This window comes from Mycobacterium triplex, from assembly GCF_000689255.1.
Lineage (GTDB): Bacteria > Actinomycetota > Actinomycetes > Mycobacteriales > Mycobacteriaceae > Mycobacterium > Mycobacterium triplex.
The window spans coordinates 1,167,335-1,185,175 of record NZ_HG964446.1 but is presented as its reverse complement, the minus strand read 5'-3'; the positions used below and the strand labels follow the sequence as shown (position 1 = coordinate 1,185,175).

16 protein-coding genes and 1 pseudogene are annotated in these 17,841 nt (G+C 67.9%); 12 read left to right on the top strand and 5 right to left on the bottom strand.

The annotated features are described in order from the left end of the window. Window positions 1–8: 8 nt before the first annotated feature. A complete protein-coding gene (locus BN973_RS05440) occupies window positions 9–500 on the top strand; it encodes a cupin domain-containing protein (RefSeq protein WP_036466466.1) in 492 nt (163 codons plus the stop codon). Here the strand turns inward: BN973_RS05440 and BN973_RS05435 are convergent. Then, entirely contained in the window at window positions 488–1,096 is a 609-nt protein-coding gene (locus BN973_RS05435) for a TetR/AcrR family transcriptional regulator (protein WP_051641537.1), read from the bottom strand. The genes BN973_RS05440 and BN973_RS05435 overlap by 13 nt on opposite strands. Before the next feature lie 86 nt (window positions 1,097–1,182). On the opposite strand from BN973_RS05435, the gene BN973_RS05430 reads away from it, so the two are divergent. Beyond that, window positions 1,183–2,943 carry a CocE/NonD family hydrolase gene (locus BN973_RS05430; RefSeq protein ID WP_036466464.1) on the top strand — a complete coding sequence of 587 codons (1,761 nt, stop codon included), beginning with the start codon at window positions 1,183–1,185 and terminating at the stop codon, window positions 2,941–2,943. On the opposite strand, the gene BN973_RS05425 is transcribed toward BN973_RS05430, so the two are convergent. Both BN973_RS05425 and BN973_RS05420 read right to left on the bottom strand, forming a co-directional pair. Continuing rightward, window positions 2,940–4,382 (bottom strand): flavin-containing monooxygenase, encoded by a 1,443-nt coding sequence (locus BN973_RS05425; RefSeq protein ID WP_036466463.1) that lies wholly within the window; start codon window positions 4,380–4,382, stop codon window positions 2,940–2,942. The two genes, BN973_RS05430 and BN973_RS05425, sit on opposite strands and share 4 nt — an antisense overlap. Continuing rightward, window positions 4,373–4,852 (bottom strand): VOC family protein, encoded by a 480-nt coding sequence (locus BN973_RS05420; protein WP_036466460.1) that lies wholly within the window; start codon window positions 4,850–4,852, stop codon window positions 4,373–4,375. The genes BN973_RS05425 and BN973_RS05420 overlap by 10 nt, the downstream gene beginning before the upstream one ends. Before the next feature lie 64 nt (window positions 4,853–4,916). Between BN973_RS05420 and moeA the strand changes: the two genes are divergently transcribed. Continuing rightward, complete coding sequence (gene moeA / locus BN973_RS05415) at window positions 4,917–6,131, top strand: molybdopterin molybdotransferase MoeA (RefSeq protein ID WP_036466458.1); 1,215 nt, start codon at window positions 4,917–4,919, stop codon at window positions 6,129–6,131. Here moeA and BN973_RS30965 read toward each other — a convergent pair. After that, a pseudogene (locus BN973_RS30965) lies at window positions 6,128–6,367 on the bottom strand (MFS transporter); the annotation flags it as partial. The gene moeA and the pseudogene BN973_RS30965 sit on opposite strands and share 4 nt — an antisense overlap. Before the next feature lie 129 nt (window positions 6,368–6,496). On the opposite strand from BN973_RS30965, the gene BN973_RS05410 reads away from it, so the two are divergent. Genes BN973_RS05410 through BN973_RS05400 form a run of 3 tightly spaced genes read left to right on the top strand, consistent with a single transcriptional unit; the run spans window position 6,497 to window position 10,286 of the window. Then, window positions 6,497–7,228 carry a phosphatidylserine decarboxylase gene (locus BN973_RS05410; protein ID WP_269147637.1) on the top strand — a complete coding sequence of 244 codons (732 nt, stop codon included), beginning with the start codon at window positions 6,497–6,499 and terminating at the stop codon, window positions 7,226–7,228. After that, window positions 7,225–8,118: a CDP-diacylglycerol--serine O-phosphatidyltransferase gene (gene pssA, locus BN973_RS05405; RefSeq protein WP_036466456.1), complete on the top strand. Its 894-nt coding sequence runs from the start codon at window positions 7,225–7,227 to the stop codon at window positions 8,116–8,118. Before BN973_RS05410 ends, pssA begins: the two co-directional genes overlap by 4 nt. Further along, complete coding sequence (locus BN973_RS05400; protein WP_036466454.1) at window positions 8,115–10,286, top strand: AAA family ATPase; 2,172 nt, start codon at window positions 8,115–8,117, stop codon at window positions 10,284–10,286. The genes pssA and BN973_RS05400 overlap by 4 nt, the downstream gene beginning before the upstream one ends. Here BN973_RS05400 and BN973_RS05395 read toward each other — a convergent pair. Next, entirely contained in the window at window positions 10,260–10,865 is a 606-nt protein-coding gene (locus tag BN973_RS05395) for a TetR/AcrR family transcriptional regulator (RefSeq protein WP_036466453.1), read from the bottom strand. The two genes, BN973_RS05400 and BN973_RS05395, sit on opposite strands and share 27 nt — an antisense overlap. Window positions 10,866–10,886: 21 nt before the next feature. Here BN973_RS05395 and BN973_RS05390 point away from each other — a divergent pair, with 21 nt between their 5' ends. From BN973_RS05390 to BN973_RS05365, 6 genes are all read left to right on the top strand, one after another. Next, on the top strand, window positions 10,887–11,708 hold the full coding sequence (locus BN973_RS05390; RefSeq protein ID WP_036466452.1) for a DUF2867 domain-containing protein: 822 nt from the start codon (window positions 10,887–10,889) through the stop codon (window positions 11,706–11,708). 131 nt (window positions 11,709–11,839) lie between these two features. Continuing rightward, a complete protein-coding gene (locus tag BN973_RS05385; RefSeq protein WP_232232024.1) occupies window positions 11,840–13,294 on the top strand; it encodes an MFS transporter in 1,455 nt (484 codons plus the stop codon). 153 nt (window positions 13,295–13,447) lie between these two features. Beyond that, entirely contained in the window at window positions 13,448–14,878 is a 1,431-nt protein-coding gene (locus BN973_RS05380) for a long-chain-fatty-acid--protein ligase (protein ID WP_036466451.1), read from the top strand. Beyond that, on the top strand, window positions 14,875–16,332 hold the full coding sequence (locus BN973_RS05375; protein WP_084163308.1) for an acyl-CoA reductase: 1,458 nt from the start codon (window positions 14,875–14,877) through the stop codon (window positions 16,330–16,332). The genes BN973_RS05380 and BN973_RS05375 overlap by 4 nt, the downstream gene beginning before the upstream one ends. Next, window positions 16,329–17,249 (top strand): SDR family NAD(P)-dependent oxidoreductase, encoded by a 921-nt coding sequence (locus BN973_RS05370; RefSeq protein WP_036466450.1) that lies wholly within the window; start codon window positions 16,329–16,331, stop codon window positions 17,247–17,249. The genes BN973_RS05375 and BN973_RS05370 overlap by 4 nt, the downstream gene beginning before the upstream one ends. Continuing rightward, window positions 17,246–17,818: a TetR/AcrR family transcriptional regulator gene (locus tag BN973_RS05365; protein WP_036466448.1), complete on the top strand. Its 573-nt coding sequence runs from the start codon at window positions 17,246–17,248 to the stop codon at window positions 17,816–17,818. The genes BN973_RS05370 and BN973_RS05365 overlap by 4 nt, the downstream gene beginning before the upstream one ends. Window positions 17,819–17,841: the final 23 nt, after the last annotated feature.

The following is a 17,841-nucleotide window of genomic DNA, read 5'->3' as shown; positions in this document are numbered from 1 at the left end:
TGGAAACCATGTCGTTGGTCGTGCCGCCGTATCCGCCGCCCCGCTACACCGCCGACGAGCCAGAGGTCAGCGCCTGGCTCAGGCGGGCCGACTCCCCGCCGGACTACCAAAGCGCCGCCGTCAAATACCACTACCTCGCCGACCAGCAGGCAACCAACGGCGACTACGGCCTGTACCGCGTCGACATCGCCCCGGCCGGCGGCGGACCCCCGGCCCATTTTCACCGGGCCATGTCGGAGGCCTTCTTCGTGCTGTCCGGGACGATCAAGCTCTACGACGGCACCGACTGGACCGATGGACACCAGGGCGACTTCCTCTACGTCCCGCCGGGCGGCATCCACGGTTTCCGCAACGAGGCCGACGAACCCACGTCGATCCTGATGCTGTTCGCGCCCGGCGCACCGCGCGAGGCCTACTTCGAGGGCTTCGGCGCGCTGGCCGACATGACCGACGACCAACGGCGCGAGTGGTTCATCCGCCACGACAACTACTGGATCTGACCGCTGACGTAGCGCTGCAGGTTGGGCGCGATCGCGGCGATCACCTCGTCGTCGGTCATCGAGGCGATGGGCTCGATCTTCCACACGTAGCGCATCAGCGCGAAGCCCATCATCTGTGACGAGATCAGCCCGCTGCGGACCAGCCGGTCACGTTCGTCGTTGCCGAGTTCCGCGACGCCCATCAGGCTGCCCTCGACGACGCGGCGCAGCTTCTCGCGGGTGGCCGGTTCGTGCGCGGCGGTCTGCAGGATCGCCCGCAGCGTCGGGCCGACCTCGTCGTCGGCCCAGCTGGCCAGCAGCAGCGTGATCAACGCGGCGCCGAGCTGATCGATCGGCGTGGTCCACGCCGCGGCGACGTTGTCCAGGAACTTCTGGGGTGGGTTCGTCGCGGCGTCCAGCAGGCCTTCCTTCGAGCCGAAGTAGTGATAGACCAGCGCGGGGTCGACGTCGGCCGCCCGGGCGACGGCCCGGATGGTGCTTCCGGCCCACCCGTGACGGGCGAACTCGTCGCGGGCCGCGGCCACGATCCGGGCCGCCAGCACCCCGCGTTCATCCCGCGGGCCGGGAGTTAACGATCTCTTCGGCACGAGTTTCATCATATCGTGAATTTCCCCTTGCGTTGAAACTTGTCTCAACGTACCGTGAGACCATCTCAACGCAGTATGAAACTTTTGGAGAGCCCATGAGCACCACTTCGAAGCGCGTCGCCGGAATCGAGCCAGGCCAGCGTCGGCTGAACGGGCCGCAGACATCGGGCCGCGAATTCGGCAACCTGAGCCAGCCGCGGTACCGCATTCGCAAGCACTTCAACGTCAAAATCCCGATGCGCGACGGGATCGAGTTGGTCGCCGACATCTATCGGCCGGACGCCGACGGCTCGTTTCCGGCGCTGGTGGCCGCGTCTCCCTACGCCCGGCAGATACAAGACCTCGGCGCGCCGGCCGGCTTCATCGAAGCGGGGGCCACCGACTTCTGGGTGCCGCGCGGTTATGTCCACCTCATCGTCAACCTGCGTGGAACCGGCGGCTCCGGTGGAACTTTCGCCTTCTTCGACAGCCAAGAGCGCCGCGACATGCACGACGTGATCGAGTGGGTCGCCGAACAGCCTTGGTGTGACGGCAATGTCGGCATGCTGGGCATCAGTTACTTCGCCATGACTCAGCTCGAGGCCGCCGTCGAACGGCCCCCACATCTCAAGGCCATCTTTCCGTTCGCCGTCACCAGCGATCTCTACGAAGGCGCCACACACCACGGCCTGCCCAGTACGAAATTCGTCAGTTCGTTTCTGTCGATGCTTGGGCTGACGGCACCGAAGAGCGACCGGTTCTACCGCAGCGCGCCGTTCGCCATTGCGCGGCGGCTGCTGAATCTGCCCCCGATCCACCAGAAGTTCGCGACGATGAACGGCGAATCGGCCAAGGGGGTGCTCGACCTGCTGATGAAACTTCCCCATCCGCCGCGCCCGTGGGACGAGCTCTGGCAGAACGCCGTCGTCAAACATCCGATACGCGATGCCTGGTGGGACGAACGCGACCTGACCCCGCTGCTCGAAAAAATCGACATACCAGTCTATTTGGGCTGCGATTGGGAGAACGCGCCGCTTCATCTGCCGTCGACCTTTGCGACGCTGCGCAACCTGACCAAGAGCCCGTGTGTCCGGGTCGCGATGCTCGGCAAATACGGCCTGACCTGGCCGTGGGAGAGCATGCACATCGAGGCGCTGGCGTGGTACGACCATTGGCTCAAGGGACAGGACACGGGGATTCTCGAGGGTCCCGCGTTCCGCTACTTCCTGCCCGAAGCCGACGAGTGGCAGGCGGAGGAGTCGTGGCCGCCGCTGAACAGCTCCCATGTGGAGTTCGCCCTGCGTGCCGACGGAGGCCTCGCCGCCGACGAGGGCGAGCCCGGCAGCCGCGAATACTGGGCCCTGGGAAGCGGACTCAACCGCGCCAGGCCCAGTGAGATCGATCCACCGTCGCTGCTGACCTGGACCACCGCACCGTTGGACGAGGACTTGGACGTGGCCGGCGACATCGAGCTGCGACTGGTCGCCTCGACGACGGCATTGGACACCGGATGGATCGTGACCGTGTCCGACATTGCCGCAGACGGCTCGCTGGTCGACCACCTCACAAGTGGCTGGCTTCGGGCCAGTTTGCGCGAGGTCGACGAGGACGCCAGCCGTCCGGGCGCCCCGGTGCTGCCGTGCCGGACCGCGGTCGGGGTTCCCATCGGCGAAGACGTCGTGTACCGAATCCCGTTGATCCCCAACGCACGCCGGTTCCGCCGCGGACATCGCATCCGGCTGACGCTCAGCAGCGACGACCAGAATCCCGAAGTTCCAGCGATCATGGACTTCCGTCACGCGCCCGTCGGCACCAGCACGATCAACACCGTGCGATCGTCGTCGCGGCTGCTGCTGCCGGTGCTCGGCGAGATCTAGGCGCGCAGCCGGTAGTCGCCGTCGACCAGCGTGCGGGTGCGTTCAAAGAATGTCCTTCCGCTGTAAGGCAATTGGGTGACGACCTTGCCGCTGGGATGGCGAAAGTAGTTGGTGCAGGCCAACCACACCTTGCCCGCCATCGCGGCCTGGATCTCGTCGTTGTAGCGGCGCTGCGCGCCCGGGGTCACCTCAATGGTTCGCGCCCCGCGACCGCCTAGCATGTCGAGGATCTGGCGGATGAACGTCGTCTGCGCCTCGTGGATGTAGATGATTGAGTTGACGCCATTGGTGTTGGGGCCGTAGAGCATAAAGAAGTTCGGGTAGCCCGCGACCAGCGTGCCCAGGTAGGCCTCCGCGCCGTCGCTCCAGTCGTCTCGCAGGTGCCGGCCACCGGTCCCGTACACGTCGATGCTGGCGAGGTAGTCGGCGGCTTTGAAGCCAGTGCCGTAGATGATGGTGTCGACGCGGTGCTCGGCACCGTCGGCGGTGCGCAGGCCGCGTTCGGTAATCTCGGCGATCGCGTTGGTTTCCAGGCTGACGTTCGGCAACCCGAACGTCGGGTACCACTCACGCGACATCAGCGGCCGCTTGCACCCCACCGGGTAGTCCGGCGTCAGCTTGGCGCGCAGCTCGGGATCGGCGACCTTACGATGCAAATAACTGCGGGCGAGCTCGGTGGCTTCGCGCGTCTGGTCGGCGTCGACGTCGAAACTGGATGACTCGTAGGCGTCGAAGGCCTCGTCGCGCAGTTTCTGCACCGCCGCGGGATCGCGTTCGAACTCCGCGTGCTGCTGCGGGGTGAACGGAAAATCGAAGCGGGGTGAGATCCAGATCGGGGTCCGCTGAAACACGGTGAGATGCGCGGTTTCTGGGGCAATCGCCGGGACGTACTGGATAGCGCTGGCGCCGGTGCCGATGGACGCGACCCGCTCGCCGGCCGTCGACTTGCTGTGATCCCAGCGCGCGGAGTGGAATTGCCGGCCCCGAAACCGTTGTGCGCCTGGAATATCCGGAACGTGGGGCACATCGAGCATCCCGACGGCGCTGACCACGGCGTCGAACTCGTGCTCATCGCCGTCGTCGGTGATCAGCGTCCATCGTCGCTCGCTGTCCGACCAGCGCACCGTGCTGATCGACGTGTGCGGCCGCAAATGCGGGCCCAGCCCGTGCTCGGCGGCCACCCTTTCGAGGTAGGCCAGGATTTCGGGTTGGTTCGCATAAGTCTTGCTCCAGCGCGGATTCAGCGCGAACGAATACGAGTACAGATGTGAGGGCACATCGCAGGCCGCGCCCGGAAAAGTATTGTGCCGCCAGGTGCCTCCGAATCCGTCGGCACGGTCGAAGAGGGCGAAGTCATAACCGCCCTGCGCCAGCTGGATGCCCATCGCGATGCCGCCGGCGCCCGCGCCGATGACCCCGACCCGCGGCTTCAGTCCCATTGCGCGAAGTAGGGTCGCTCGGGCCGGCTCTTTTCCACCAGGATGAACACCACGCCCCACGGATCGACGAACCAGCTGGTGCGCACCCGCGCAACGTCGGCTATTCCGCTCACCAGGAACCGGACTCCCTTGCCCTCGAGTTCGGCGCGGGTGGCGTCGAGATCCTCACAAATCAGCCCGACGTGCGAGAGCCCGTAATCGGTCAGGGCCGCGGCGGCTCGCTGGTGCCCACCGTCGACGTTGAGGTACTCGATCACCTCCAGGACACGGTCGCTGCCGTCGGCAAAGCCGACGATGGCCGCCTTCATGGTCGGATCGGTCACCAGCTCACCCATGTCGTTGCGAATCGCGTTACCGGCCATCACATACGGCGGCGACAGCACACGTAGGCCCAACACGTCTCGGTAGAACGCCACGGCGGCCTCACAATCCGAGACGCACACCCCGGTGTGAGCTAACCCGGTAATCACGTTCTCGACTCTACGTGGGGGTAGCGCTGATAGCGCCAAAGTCCGAGAGGCCGATAATGGCCGGGTGCGGTCAGTCGAGGAACATCAGCGCGTCGTAGCTGCAGTGATCAGTGCCCGCCCCGCCGTGACGGTGCCGCTGGCCCAGGCGCAGGGCCTGGTCCTGGCCGACGACGTGGTGGCCGGGCTGGCGTTGCCGGTGTTCGACAACTCCGCGATGGACGGGTACGCGGTGCGCGCCGAGGACACCGAGGGCGCCACCCCCGAGCGCCCGGTGGTCTTGCCGGTGGCCGAGGACATTCCGGCCGGGCGCACCGACCAGTTGTCGCTGCAACCCGGAACGGCGCACCGGATCATGACCGGGGCGCCGATGCCGTCGGGCGCGACGGGCGTTGTGCCAGTGGAGAACACCGACGGCGGCGTGGACTCGGTGGCGATTCACCAGGGTGCACAGCCCGGCAAGCACATCCGCCGAGCGGGCGAGGACGTGGCGCCGGGCACCACCGTGCTGGGCAAGGGCCAGGTCGTTACGCCGGCGGTGCTGGGCCTGGCCGCGGCGCTGGGATTGCCTGGGCTGCCGGTGATCCCGCGGCAGCGGGTGCTGGTGATCTCGACCGGGACCGAGCTGGTGACCCCGGGCACCCCGCTGCGGCCCGGACAGATCTACGAGTCCAACTCGATCATGCTGGCCGGGGCGGTGCGCGAGGCCGGCGCCGACGTGATCGCCGTCGCGACGGCCGAAGACGATGTCGCGCAGTTCGGTTCGATCCTGGATCGGCATGCGGCTCCCGAAAACGAAGTCGACCTGATCATCACCAGTGGCGGTGTCAGCGCCGGCGCCTACGAGGTCGTCAAGGACGCCTTCGGCCGGGATGGCGATCAGGGCGTCGAATTCGTCAAGGTGGCAATGCAACCCGGCATGCCGCAGGGCGTCGGCCGGGTCGCCGGCACGACGATCGTCACCCTGCCCGGAAACCCGGTCAGCGCGCTGGTGTCCTTCGAGGTGTTCATCCGTCCCGCGCTGCGCACGGCGATGGGGCTGCCCGATCCGTACCGCCCGCACCGGCCCGCGGTGCTCGCCGAGTCACTGACCTCGCCGCGAGGCAAGCGCCAATTCCGGCGTGCGATTCTCGACACCGACTCCGGCAGCGTGATCAGCTACGGCCCGCCGGCCTCGCACCACCTGCGCTGGCTGGCGTCGGCGAACGGACTGCTCGACATTCCCGAGGATGTCGTCGAAGTGTCGGCCGGGACCGAATTGCAGGTCTGGGATCTGAGCTAAGCCCGTCGGTGGAATTCGTCGGCCGTGTCGAATGCGGTCGTACAGCGGATCGCGATCGCGGCGACGCAGACCGTCACCGGAATGGTCACCAACGCCGCGGACAATCCGAACCAGTCGACGAGATGGCCGGTCAACGGCGGCCCGAGCAGCTAACCCGGCCGGCCGCTGACGGCGACGATCGCGATGGCCGAGCCCGCGTTGCCCGCCGAGTGGGCGGCGCTGAACGCGGTGGGCACCGGCCAGTTGTGTGCGGCGCGTCGCCGCGCCATCGCGCGTCCGCGATTCAGTCGAAATCCGGGCACCCCCTATGCGCGTGCTGGCCCGGACGACGCGACCGACCACCGGGGCTCCGTAAGATGACGCGGGTGGCACGACGCCCCCGCCATTCCGCCGAGGAAGGCCAGTCCTACCAAGGCCCGACCGTCAGCGCCCGGCACATGCTCGAGTTGGTGCGCGAGACCGTTCCGCCGGTGCATCCCGCCGGGCTGCCGTTCATCTCCGCCGGCTTGGCCCTGGCCCTGGCCGGACGCAACCACCGGTGGCCGCGCCGGGTCGGCCTGCTGGCCGCCGGCGCCTGCGCCGCTTTCTTCCGGCACCCACCGCGGGTGCCGCCCACCCGCCCCGGTGTCGTCGTCGCCCCCGCCGACGGCGTCGTCTGCCTGGTCGACTCCGCGGCCCCGCCCGCGGAGCTGAGCATGGGCGACGCGCCGCTGCCGCGAGTCAGCATTTTCCTGTCGGTCCTGGACGCCCACGTCCAGCGCGCCCCGGTCGGCGGCGAAGTGATCGCCGTGCAACACCGGCCCGGCCGCTTCGGGTCGGCCGACCTGCCTTCGGCGAGCGAGGTAAACGAGCGCACCAGCGTGCGGATCCGGACCGAGCTCGGCGCCGAGGTGGTCGCCGTGCAGATCGCCGGGCTCATCGCGCGCCGCATCGTCTGCGATGCGCACGTCGGGGACAAACTGTCGATCGGTGACACCTACGGCCTGATCCGGTTCGGCTCGCGGCTGGACACTTACTTACCGCCGGACACCCGGCCTATCGTCGCGGTCGGGCAGCGCGCGGTGGCCGGCGAGACAGTATTGGCCGATCTGCGATGAGCAACAAGATTCGGGGCCGGGCGGTCAACCTGCAGATCCTGCCCAGCGCGATGACGGTGCTGTCCATCTGCGCGGGGCTGACGTCGATCAAGTTCGCCCTAGAGCATCAACCGAAGGCCGCGATGGCGCTGATCGCCGCGGCGGCGATTCTCGACGGACTGGACGGCCGGGTGGCCCGCATCCTGGACGCGCAGTCGCGGCTGGGTGAGGAGATCGATTCGCTCGCGGACGCGGTCAACTTCGGGGTGACCCCGGCGATCGTGCTCTACGTGACGCTGCTCGAGACGTCGCCGGCCGGCTGGATCGTGGTGCTGCTGTACGCCGTGTGCGTCGTCCTGCGGCTGGCCCGGTTCAACGCGCTGCAAGACGACGGAACCCGGCCGGCCTACGCGCGGGAGTTCTTCGTCGGGATGCCCGCGCCGGCGGGCGCGATCTCGATGATCGGCCTCGTCGGCCTCAAGCTGCAGTTCGGCGACGGCTGGTGGTCGTCGACGGTGTTCCTGTGCCTCTGGATCACCGGGACGTCGATGTTGATGATCAGCAAGATCCCGATGCGCAAGATGCACGCCGCGGCGGTGCCACCGAACTGGGCCGCGCCGCTGCTGGCCATCCTCGCGATCTGTGCGGCGGCGGCGGTGCTGGCCCCCTACGTTCTAATCTGGGTCATCATCATCGCCTACCTGTGCCACGTCCCCTTCGCGGTGCGCAACCAGCGCTGGCTGGCCGCGCACCCTGAGGTGTGGGACGAAAAACCCGAACAGCGCCGCGCCGTGCGGCGGGCCAACCGCCGCGCCCAGCCCGGCCGGCGGCCGATCGTCCGGCTGGGACGACCCGGCGGACGGTCCGTGGCGCGGCTTGGGCTGCGGAAGCCGGGCGGACGATTGCCATGACCGGTGCGGGGTCCGGACAGCTGACGCTGACCGCCCGGCTGAACACCTCAGCCGTCGACTCGCGCCGTGGCGTCATCCGAATGCACCCCAATGCCGTTGCCGCCCTGGGCATCCGGGAGTGGGACGCGGTATCGCTGACGGGATCGCGAACCACTGCGGCGGTCGCGGGACTGGCCGAGACGGCCATCCCGGTGAGCACGGTGCTGCTCGACGACGTGACGCTGTCCAACGCCGGGCTGCGTGAAGGCACCACGGTGATCGTCAGCGCGGTCACGGTCTACGGCGCGCGGTCGGTCACCCTGAACGGCTCTTCGCTTGCCGTCCAATCGATTACCTCGGCCACCCTGCGGCAGGCCCTGCTGGGCAAGGTGATGACGGTGGGCGACGCGGTGTCGCTGCTGCCCCGCGACCTCGGCCCCGGCACCTCGACGTCCGCGGCCAGCCGGGCGCTGGCGGCGGCGGTCGGGATCAGCTGGACTTCGGAGCTGCTCACCGTCACGGGCGTGGACCCCGACGGACCGGTCAGCGTGCAACCGAACTCGTTGGTGTCCTGGGGCGACGGCGCCCCGGTCGGCACCGCGGCGCCTCGACCGGAGCGTGTCGCGGTCGCCGATCCCGCCATCGGAGTCGACGATCTCAAGGGTTCCCAGGTGCAGGCGGGCAAGCTCAGCGAATGGCTCAAGCTGGCCCTCGACGAACCGCATCTGCTGCAAACCCTCGGCGCCAGCACGAATTTGGGCGTGCTGGTGTCGGGCCCGGCCGGTGTCGGCAAGTCGACGATGGTGCGTGCGGTGTGCGCGGGCCGCAGGCTGGTCGAACTCGACGGCCCGGAGGTGGGCGCGCTGGCGGCCGAAGACCGGCTCAAGACGGTGGCCGGGGCGGTCACCGCAATCCGTGATGGCGGCGGCGTGCTGCTGATCACCGACGCCGACGCGCTGCTACCGGCCACCGCCGAGCCGGTGGCCGCCCTGATCCTCGCCGAGCTGCGCGCCGCGGTGGCCACCGACGGCGTGGCGTTGATCGCCACGTCGGCGCGACCCGACCAACTCGACCCGCGGCTGCGCTCCCCCGAGCTGTGCGACCGGGAACTCGGCTTGCCGCTCCCCGACGGCGCGACCCGCAAGGCGCTGCTGGAGACGATTCTGAAGTCCGCGCCCACCGGCGAGCTGGACCTCGATGAAATCGCTGGCCGGACACCGGGTTTCGTCGCCGCAGACCTGGCCGCGCTGGTGCGCGAAGCAGCGCTGCGGGCGGCGTCGCGGGCCAGCGCCGACGGTCAGCCACCGAAACTGAACCAGGACGACCTGGTCGGCGCGTTGTCGGTGATCCGGCCGCTGTCGCGCTCGGCCAGCGAAGAGCTGACCATCGGCGACGTGACGCTCGACGATGTCGGTGACATGGCCGACGCCAAGCAGGCACTGACCGAAGCGGTGCTGTGGCCGCTGCAGCACCCCGACACCTTCACGCGCCTCGGTGTCGATCCGCCGCGCGGCGTGCTGCTCTACGGTCCGCCCGGCTGCGGCAAGACCTTCGTGGTCCGCGCGCTGGCCAGCACCGGGCAGCTGAGCGTGCACGCGGTCAAAGGCTCCGAGCTGATGGACAAATGGGTGGGCGCATCGGAGAAGGCCGTCCGCGAATTGTTCCGTCGGGCACGGGATTCGGCGCCGTCGCTGGTGTTTCTCGACGAGGTGGACGCGCTGGCCCCCCGGCGGGGGCAGAGCTTCGACTCGGGCGTGACCGACCGGGTGGTGGCCGCGCTGCTGACCGAGCTCGACGGCATCGACCCGCTGCGTGACGTCGTGGTGCTGGGCGCCACCAACCGGCCCGATCTGATCGATCCGGCGCTGCTGCGCCCGGGCCGCCTGGAGCGGCTGGTGTTCGTCGAGCCGCCCGATGCGGCTGCGCGTCGCGAAATCTTAAGGACCGCAGCCAAATCCATCCCGCTGAGCTCCGATGTCGATCTCGACGACATCGCCGCCGAACTCGACGGGTACAGCGCGGCCGACTGCGTGGCGCTGCTGCGCGAGGCCGCACTCACCGCGATGCGGCGCTGCATCGACGCCGCCGATGTGACGGCCGCCGACCTGGAAGCGGCCCGCCAAACCGTGCGGCCCTCCCTGGACCCGGTTCAGGTGGAGTCGCTACGGGCGTTCGCCAAAGCTCTCTAGCACCGCCCGCACCGACACCGCGACGTCGGCCTCCAGCCAGGACGGCATCGGATCGTCGCGGGCGTGGCGCCGGACGACGGCATAGGGCAGGTCGGCAACCGCGCGGGCAACGGCGTCAACGGATCGGGAATCCTTGCGCCCGTATAGTTTTCGGGTCAGCACACCGATCCGTTCGGTCAGCGGCGCGTTCATCGCGGCCACCGTCTCCTGAAACTGCGCGTCGGGCTCGTCGTCGAGCAGGTCAGCCGGGCGGATGGTCAGCAGCAGCCGGGCATCCTCCGGGAGCTCACGCGCGAAGCTGATCGCGGTCACCGCCATCGCGACCGCGGTGTCCACCGGCGTATCGCGGTTGGTCTCCGAGGCCGCCATCGCCCGGGACTGGAAGCGTTCCAGCGCGCGCAGCCACGCGGCCGCCAAGATGCCGTCGCGGTTGCCGAAACGGTGATACAGCGTGCCCGCCGGCGCGCCGCTGGATTTCGCGATCGCCGCGACACTGGCCGCGCGGGGCCCGCCCTCGAGCACCAGCGTTCGGGCCGCGTCGAGGATCACATCGGTTTCATGCTTCCGCGGAGGTGCCATGATCTAGTACGATCCTTCTATATGGAACGATTACCCTATATCGATGAGCATGCCATAACCCTCGACGCGGATCGCGCAGAAACGTGGTCGGCGCTGCTGCGGGTGATGTGCCGCGACCCGCACGACCCTTTCACCGTGCCAATCGGTTTCGTGCTCGACGAGGCACGGCAGCCCGAACGCTTCGCGCTGCGGGGCCGCCACCTGTTCGCGGTCTACCGGTGGGTGTTCGAGCTGGACGCCGAATCCGCGGGCCGCACCCGGCTCCGCGCGATCACCTGGGCGGCCTTCCCGGGCGTGCACGGCAAGGCGTATCGCGCCCTGGTCATCGGCACCGGCGCACACCGGGTGGTGACGCGGCGGACACTCAAACGTATTGCGGCAGCGGCACTGTCCGAGCAGACCGAGACCGGTCAGACCGCGTCCGATTACACCGACGTCTTCGAAGTACCGATCCCGCACGGCGACGCACGCAGCGCCGAACAGATGTTTCGCGACGCGCTGCGAAGCGACCGAGGCGGGGGCGTCGTGCAGTGGATCCATCGCCATGTCCTGAGATTTCAGCTCGCACCGCATTCCTCGCCCGATCACCTCATCGGCTGGTCGATCGCGCGTTCGGATCCCGACGAGCTCGTGCTGACGACGAGCGGTGCGCTGATGCGCGGCGAGCTGACGCTGCGACGCGAGGACGGTCGGCGTGCCACGCTCACCACTCGCGTGCACTATCGCCGCGGCATCGCCGCCCGCGTGGTGTGGGCCGCGATCGGCCCGCTGCATCGGGTCGTGGCACCGCGGCTGATGGAGCGCGCCGCCCAACCCGGCCCACACCGAACGGTGATCATATGAGTTCCACCTGAACGTTTCGGCGGCACCGGACGTAACCAGTTCACATACATCATCCTGAACAGGTCGCCGGCCCAACACGTTACGGCGGCCTCGAGGAGGACTCGGATGAGCGACCGCCCCGTGAGACGGCCATGCTCGTGATACGGCCGTCCCCCGGGGCCGTGCGATCGGCACGCCGAGCGGGATTGCTCGCGAGGTTTCGCCAGACCGCGCCCACCACCCGGGTCATGGTGGTGGCCGTCATGGTGTCGATGGTCGCCTTCCTCGACAGCACCGTGGTCAACCTGGCACTGCCGGCCACCGAGCGCGAGCTCGGCGGAGGCCTGTGCTTGCAGCAGTGGGTGGTCGACGGTTACCTGCTGGCCCTGGCGGCCGCCATCTTGCCGGGCGGTTCCATTTCCGACCTGTTCGGCCGGGTGCCGGTCATGCGCTTCGGGCTGGTGGCCTTCGGGACCGGCTCGGCCCTGGCGGCCACCGCGGCCTCGCCGGTGATGCTGATCACCGGGCGCATCGTCCAAGGTCTGGGCGCGGCGTTTTTGGTGCCGGGGTCGCTGGCGATGATCAATTCCACGTTCGCCCCAGAGGATCGTCACAAAGCGATCGGCACCTGGACCGGGTGGACCGGTACCGCGTTCGCGATCGGACCGCTGCTGGGCGGGTTGGCCGTGGATCTGCTGAGCTGGCGCTGGATCTATGCGTTGTCGGCCGTCCCGATCGTCATCGGTTTCGCGTTGACGTTTTGGCTGCGCCCCGTTCCCCGTCCGACGCAACGCGCCAGCCTCGATGTCCGGGGGGCCGTGCTGGCGGCGATCGGGCTGGCCGCCACCGTGGACGCACTGATCGAGGCCGGGCAGCGCGGATGGTCCGGTCGCATTGTCGCGACGCTGATCGTCGGGGTCGCGGCGCTGTTGGCATTCGTGAGCTGGCAACGGCGCGCCCCGCACCCGCTGATACCGCTGCGCCTGTTCAGGGTCGGTAACTTCGCGGCCTCCAACTTGATCACCGCGTTCGTCTACGGCGCCATCGCGATGGCCTCCCTTGCCGTCGCCCTGTACACCCAGGAAGTTGCCGGTTACTGCGCGACGGTCGCGGCGTTGGCCACCTTGCCTAACCCCGTGCTGTCGTTTCTGTTCGCCAAGCGCGTCGGCGGTTTGGCGGCGCGAGTCGGGCCTCGCGTCTTCCTGACGGCGGGCCCCATCCTGGCCGGACTGGGGCTGATGCTCATTCGGCCCGGCCACGGGTTCACGATCGTCTCGAATCTGCTGCCCGGCACGACCGTGCTGGCCATCGGACTGGTGCTCACCACGACGCCGTTGGGCGCGTTGAACCTGTCCTCCGTCGACGCCGGCCGCAGCGGAATCGCGGCGGCGGTGCAAAACGCGGTGGGCCGGACGTCGGCGCTGACCGCCGTGGCATGCGTGGGATTGATCGCCGCGGGCACGCTCACCGATGCCAGTTTCGCCCGGCTGCTGCAGATCGCCGCGGCGTTGTTCTTCATCGCCGCCCTGATTGCCACCGTCTGCGTCGTCAACCCGCGTCGTACCACCGCCGACGTCGTGCTCACCGAACCCGCTTCCGTGGGATAACGGCCCGGCGCTACCGGCCGCGGCCGCCCCGAGTGTGGGGCCTACGTACCAGAACTGCCGCGAATCGATCCATAGGCCCCACGCTCGGCGACCAGTATTTTGCAGTTAACTGCACTATTGCGCTCAGCTGCATCACCTGTTTACCATGGCCCGATGACGAGTACGGCGGCGCGGCCGGTGACCGAGTTCATGAACGACCCGATCGGCTTCTTCGGCCAGTCCTACACGCGAATGCACAGCATCGGTCGCGACGAGCTCGAAGAGCTGCAGCGCCAGGCCATGGGCATCCGATTTCGCGAGCACTACCGGGACATCGAGATGCTGCGCAAACTGGCCGACCGGCTGGGCATCAAAGAACTCAACCAGTTCAATGACGTTGTACCACTGCTGTTTTCGCATACCGCATTCAAGTCGTACCCGGCCGCACTGGTGGACAGGAAGCGCTTCGACCTGATGACCAAGTGGCTGGACAAGCTCACCAGCTACGACCTGGCGGGCGTGGACACCGACGGCTGCACCGGGATCGACGACTGGATCGAGCGACTCGACGCGCAGACGCCGCTCGAGGTCATCACCTCCAGCGGCACCACCGGAACCATCTCGATCCTGCCCAAGGACAAACGCGGCGCCGAAGAAGGCATGACGCTGTGGAAGATCTGCCTGTTCCAAACCTTCGGCCGGGAGCCGACCGACGCCGAACTCAACCCGTCGGTCGATGTGGTGTGGCCGAACTTCGCCAATGGCAAGCTTGGTCATCTGCGCATTGCCAACATGATCAAGCGCGGTTTCACCGGCGGCGACGAATCCCGGTTTCACGCGCTCTACCCGTTCGCGGTCGACACCGACCTGATGTTCCTGGCGTCCAAGATGCGCGCGGCGGCGTCGCGCGGTGAACTCGACCGCCTGCAGATCGACCCGGCGCTGGCCGCCCGCAAGGACGAGTTCATCGCCATGCAGGCCCGCCAGGCCCAGGACATGGATGCGTTCTTCGCCCGCATCACCGAGCAGTTGCGCGGCAAGCGAGTGTTCATGCTCGGCACGTACCACCTGATGTACGACATCGCCAAGGCGGGCCTGGAGCGCGGCGTGCGTAACGTCTTCTCCCCCGACTCCGCGATCCTCACCGGCGGCGGTATGAAAGGCGTTGCGCTGCCTGATGATTTCATGGACGTCATCAAGGACTTCCTCGGCGTCGACCGCATCCAGGTCGGCTACGGCTTCTCGGAGTCGAGCACCTTCCATTGGGGCTGCAGCGAGGGCCGTTACCACGTCGCGCCATGGGTGGTGCCTTTCGTGCTCGACCCGGACACCAGCGAGCCACTCCCCCGGACCGGCGTGCAGACCGGACGCGCCGCGGTCTACGACATCCTGCTGCGCGCGCATTGGGGCGGCGTCATCTCGGGCGACGAGGTCACGATCGACTGGGACCTGCACTGCCCGTGCGGTCAGGCCAGCCTCGCGTTCGAGCGCGACATCATGCGCTACAGCGAGAAGCAGGGTGTCGAAGACGACCGGATCACTTGCGCCGCAACACATGAGGTGCATAACGAGGCGGTGAACTTCATGAAGGGAGTCGAGCTGTGATCGCCTACACCGTCCCGCTGTTCCTGCGGGGGCAGGTCATCACCGACGACCTCGTTCCGTTCGACACCCGCATCGGCGCCTCGCGGTTCCAGGCGCCGGACATGGGCAAGTACGTCGAGCTGCTGCCGCTGCACAGCCCCGGCGAGATGAGCGACCTCTACGAGCTGAGCTTCGACGAGATCCTCGACGTACTGGCCGCCCTCGGCGATGCGCTGGACTTCGAGTCGAACACCCATCTGCAGGAAGCCTACGAGGCCTCGCTGGTCGCCAACGTGCTGCCGACCGAGATGATGAAGAACAGCTATCGCGTACTGCGGCCGCTGTTTTCGCGGGAGAACGTCACCGAAATCGCGGACAGCCAGGTCGGTTTGGACTACCTCAACGGATGGGTCCCGCAAACGTTGCACGACGGACGCGAACTACGGGTGCGCGCCTTCGGATCCCGACTGCTGCACATCCCGGCGGGCAACGGCGGATTGGTGTCGGCGGTGACGATCCTGCGGTCGGTGATCACCCGATCCGACGTCATCATCAAGGCCCCGTCCAACGATCCGCTGACCGCGATCGCCATCGCCCGCACGCTTGCCGATGTGGCGCCGGACCATCCGATCACCCGGCACCTGGCGGTCGGGTATTGGAAGGGTGGCGATCTGGCCGTCGAAGAGCAGCTCTACCGGCCCCAGCACATCGAAAAGATCGTGGCGTGGGGCGGGATGGCGTCGGTCAAGCACGTAACCCGGTACATCCAGCCGGGTTTGGAGCTGATCGCGCTCGATCCGAAACGCAGCGCGACGATCATCGGCCCGGAGGCGTTCGCCGACGACGACACCTTGCGTGAGGTGGCGCGACGGGCCGCAACCGACATCGGCGTGGCCAATCAGGAAGGCTGCGCCAACGCCCGGGTCATCTATGTGCTCAGCGGAACCGACGCCGACGGGTTGGCCGATGCGAACCGGCTCGGCGAATTGATCTACCAAGAACTGGTCTCGCTGCCCGACATCGTCAGCACCGCGCCGCGCTATCCCAACCGCGAGTTGCTCGATCATCTCGAGGCCTCGCGCCTGACCGACGACTTCTATCGGGTGATCGGCGGCGAGCAGTGCGAAGGCGCGATCGTCGTCTCCCAATTCGACGAACCGGTCGACTATTCGCCGATGTTGTCGGGGCGCGTCGCCAACATCGTGCCGGTCGATAGCATCGACAGGGTGACCGCCGCAGTCAACGCCTACACTCAGACGATCGGCATCTATCCCGAGTCGCTCAAGCGACAGTTGCGAAACACGCTGCCGCTGTTCGGCGCCCAGCGGCTGACCAGCCTGGGCTACGCGTGCAGCGTCGCGATCGCGATGCCTCAGGACGCCATCGAACCGATCCGGCGGATGTGCAAGTGGATCGTCGACGAAGAATGCGACCCGGCCACGGTCGTTCCGCTCTGGCAACTCGCCCGCCGATGAGGACCGCCCTGGGGGTGGTCGAGGGAATCGACCTGTCCGGCAAGACATGTGTGATCACCGGAGCCTCGTCCGGCCTGGGCCGGGAGTCGGCGCGAGCGCTGGCCGCCGCGGGCGCCCACGTGATCCTGGCGGCGCGCAACCAAGACGCCCTGGCCGAGGCCGACGCGTGGGTGCGAGCCGAAGTACCGGGTGCGACGACCTCGACCGTCGAGCTCGACCTCACCGCGCTGTCCAGCGTCCGCGCGGCGGCGACGGCGATCCGCGATATCACACCCGCCGTGCATGTGTTGATGAACAACGCCGGGGTGATGTTCACCCCGTTCGGCCGGACCCGGGACGGGTTCGAATTGCAAATCGGGACAAATCATTTCGGGCATTTCGAGTTCACCCGGTTACTGGTCCCGCAGCTGACCGCCGCGCAGGGCGCCCGGGTGGTGATCCTGTCCTCCGGCGGCCACGTGCTGGGCGACGTGGACTTCGACGACCCGAACTGGGAGCGTCGCGAATACGACAAGTTCGTGGCCTACGGCGCCGCCAAGACGGCGAACATCCTGCACGCGGTCGAGGCCGATCGGCGGTTGCGCGACTTGGGCATTCGCGCCTACGCCGTGCATCCCGGCACCGTCGCCACCTCGCTGGCGCGGTACATGTCGCGCGGGGACTTCTCCGATCTGCGCAAGCTCGTCGTGGGCAACAGCGCGCTACGAGGTGAAACGAGCAACGGCCGTCTCGACTTCGCCACACCCGAGCAGGGGGCGGCCACCCAGGTGTGGGCCGCGGTAAGCCCCGAGCTGGCCGACCGGGGCGCGCTGTACCTGGAAGACTGCGGGATCGGCGAGGCCACGCCCTACGCGCGCGACGAGCAGCGGGCCGCCGAGTTGTGGACCCTGTCCGAGAAGCTGTGTGCCGGCGCATGAACCGACACGAACGGCGCAAGCACGAGATGCGGGAGAAGATCCTCGTCGCCGCGTTCGACCTGTTTCTGGCGCAAGGGGTCGCGGCCACCACCATCGAGGAGATCTGCGAACGCGCCGACGTCGCCAACCGGACGTTCTTCAACCACTTCGCCACCCGCCAGGACATGATCCGCGCGCTGGCGCAGCGCCGGCTGGTCAACCTGCACGACGTGGTCTTCGACCGCGCCGACCAACCGATCCCGGCGCGACTGGTCGGAGTGTTCGACGACATCGCCACGACGCTGGTCAAATCCGGCGACACCTACCGCGAGCTGATCGGCGAGATGCTGGCCACCTCCGGCTACGGCATTCAGCGCGGATTCAACCTGCACGCCACGTTCGGCGAACTGATCAAGGAGGGCGTGTCCCGCGGCGAGGTCAGCACCCGCCACGACGCGGACACCTTGGCCGACATCATCGTTGGCGCGCTCTCCGGCGGCATCGTCAACTGGACGCTCGATCGCACCTATTCGCTGGAAACCAACCTGCACAACCTCGGTGTCGCGCTGGCCGACCTGCTCACGAGCTGAGCCGCGTTTCGGCGACCCGGTAA

What these genes read in the sequence shown, in the direction of transcription:
- BN973_RS05425 (WP_036466463.1), bottom strand. Translation starts at nt 4,382, where the DNA reads ATGGGACTGAAGCCGCGGGTCGGGGTCATCGGCGCGGGCGCCGGCGGC.
- BN973_RS05440 (WP_036466466.1), top strand. Translation starts at nt 9, where the DNA reads ATGTCGTTGGTCGTGCCGCCGTATCCGCCGCCCCGCTACACCGCCGAC.
- BN973_RS05370 (WP_036466450.1), top strand. Translation starts at nt 16,329, where the DNA reads ATGAGGACCGCCCTGGGGGTGGTCGAGGGAATCGACCTGTCCGGCAAG.
- BN973_RS05400 (WP_036466454.1), top strand. Translation starts at nt 8,115, where the DNA reads ATGACCGGTGCGGGGTCCGGACAGCTGACGCTGACCGCCCGGCTGAAC.
- BN973_RS05435 (WP_051641537.1), bottom strand. Translation starts at nt 1,096, where the DNA reads ATGAAACTCGTGCCGAAGAGATCGTTAACTCCCGGCCCGCGGGATGAA.
- BN973_RS05365 (WP_036466448.1), top strand. Translation starts at nt 17,246, where the DNA reads ATGAACCGACACGAACGGCGCAAGCACGAGATGCGGGAGAAGATCCTC.
- BN973_RS05430 (WP_036466464.1), top strand. Translation starts at nt 1,183, where the DNA reads ATGAGCACCACTTCGAAGCGCGTCGCCGGAATCGAGCCAGGCCAGCGT.
- pssA (WP_036466456.1), top strand. Translation starts at nt 7,225, where the DNA reads ATGAGCAACAAGATTCGGGGCCGGGCGGTCAACCTGCAGATCCTGCCC.
- BN973_RS05385 (WP_232232024.1), top strand. Translation starts at nt 11,840, where the DNA reads ATGCTCGTGATACGGCCGTCCCCCGGGGCCGTGCGATCGGCACGCCGA.
- BN973_RS05380 (WP_036466451.1), top strand. Translation starts at nt 13,448, where the DNA reads ATGACGAGTACGGCGGCGCGGCCGGTGACCGAGTTCATGAACGACCCG.
- BN973_RS05395 (WP_036466453.1), bottom strand. Translation starts at nt 10,865, where the DNA reads ATGGCACCTCCGCGGAAGCATGAAACCGATGTGATCCTCGACGCGGCC.
- BN973_RS05390 (WP_036466452.1), top strand. Translation starts at nt 10,887, where the DNA reads ATGGAACGATTACCCTATATCGATGAGCATGCCATAACCCTCGACGCG.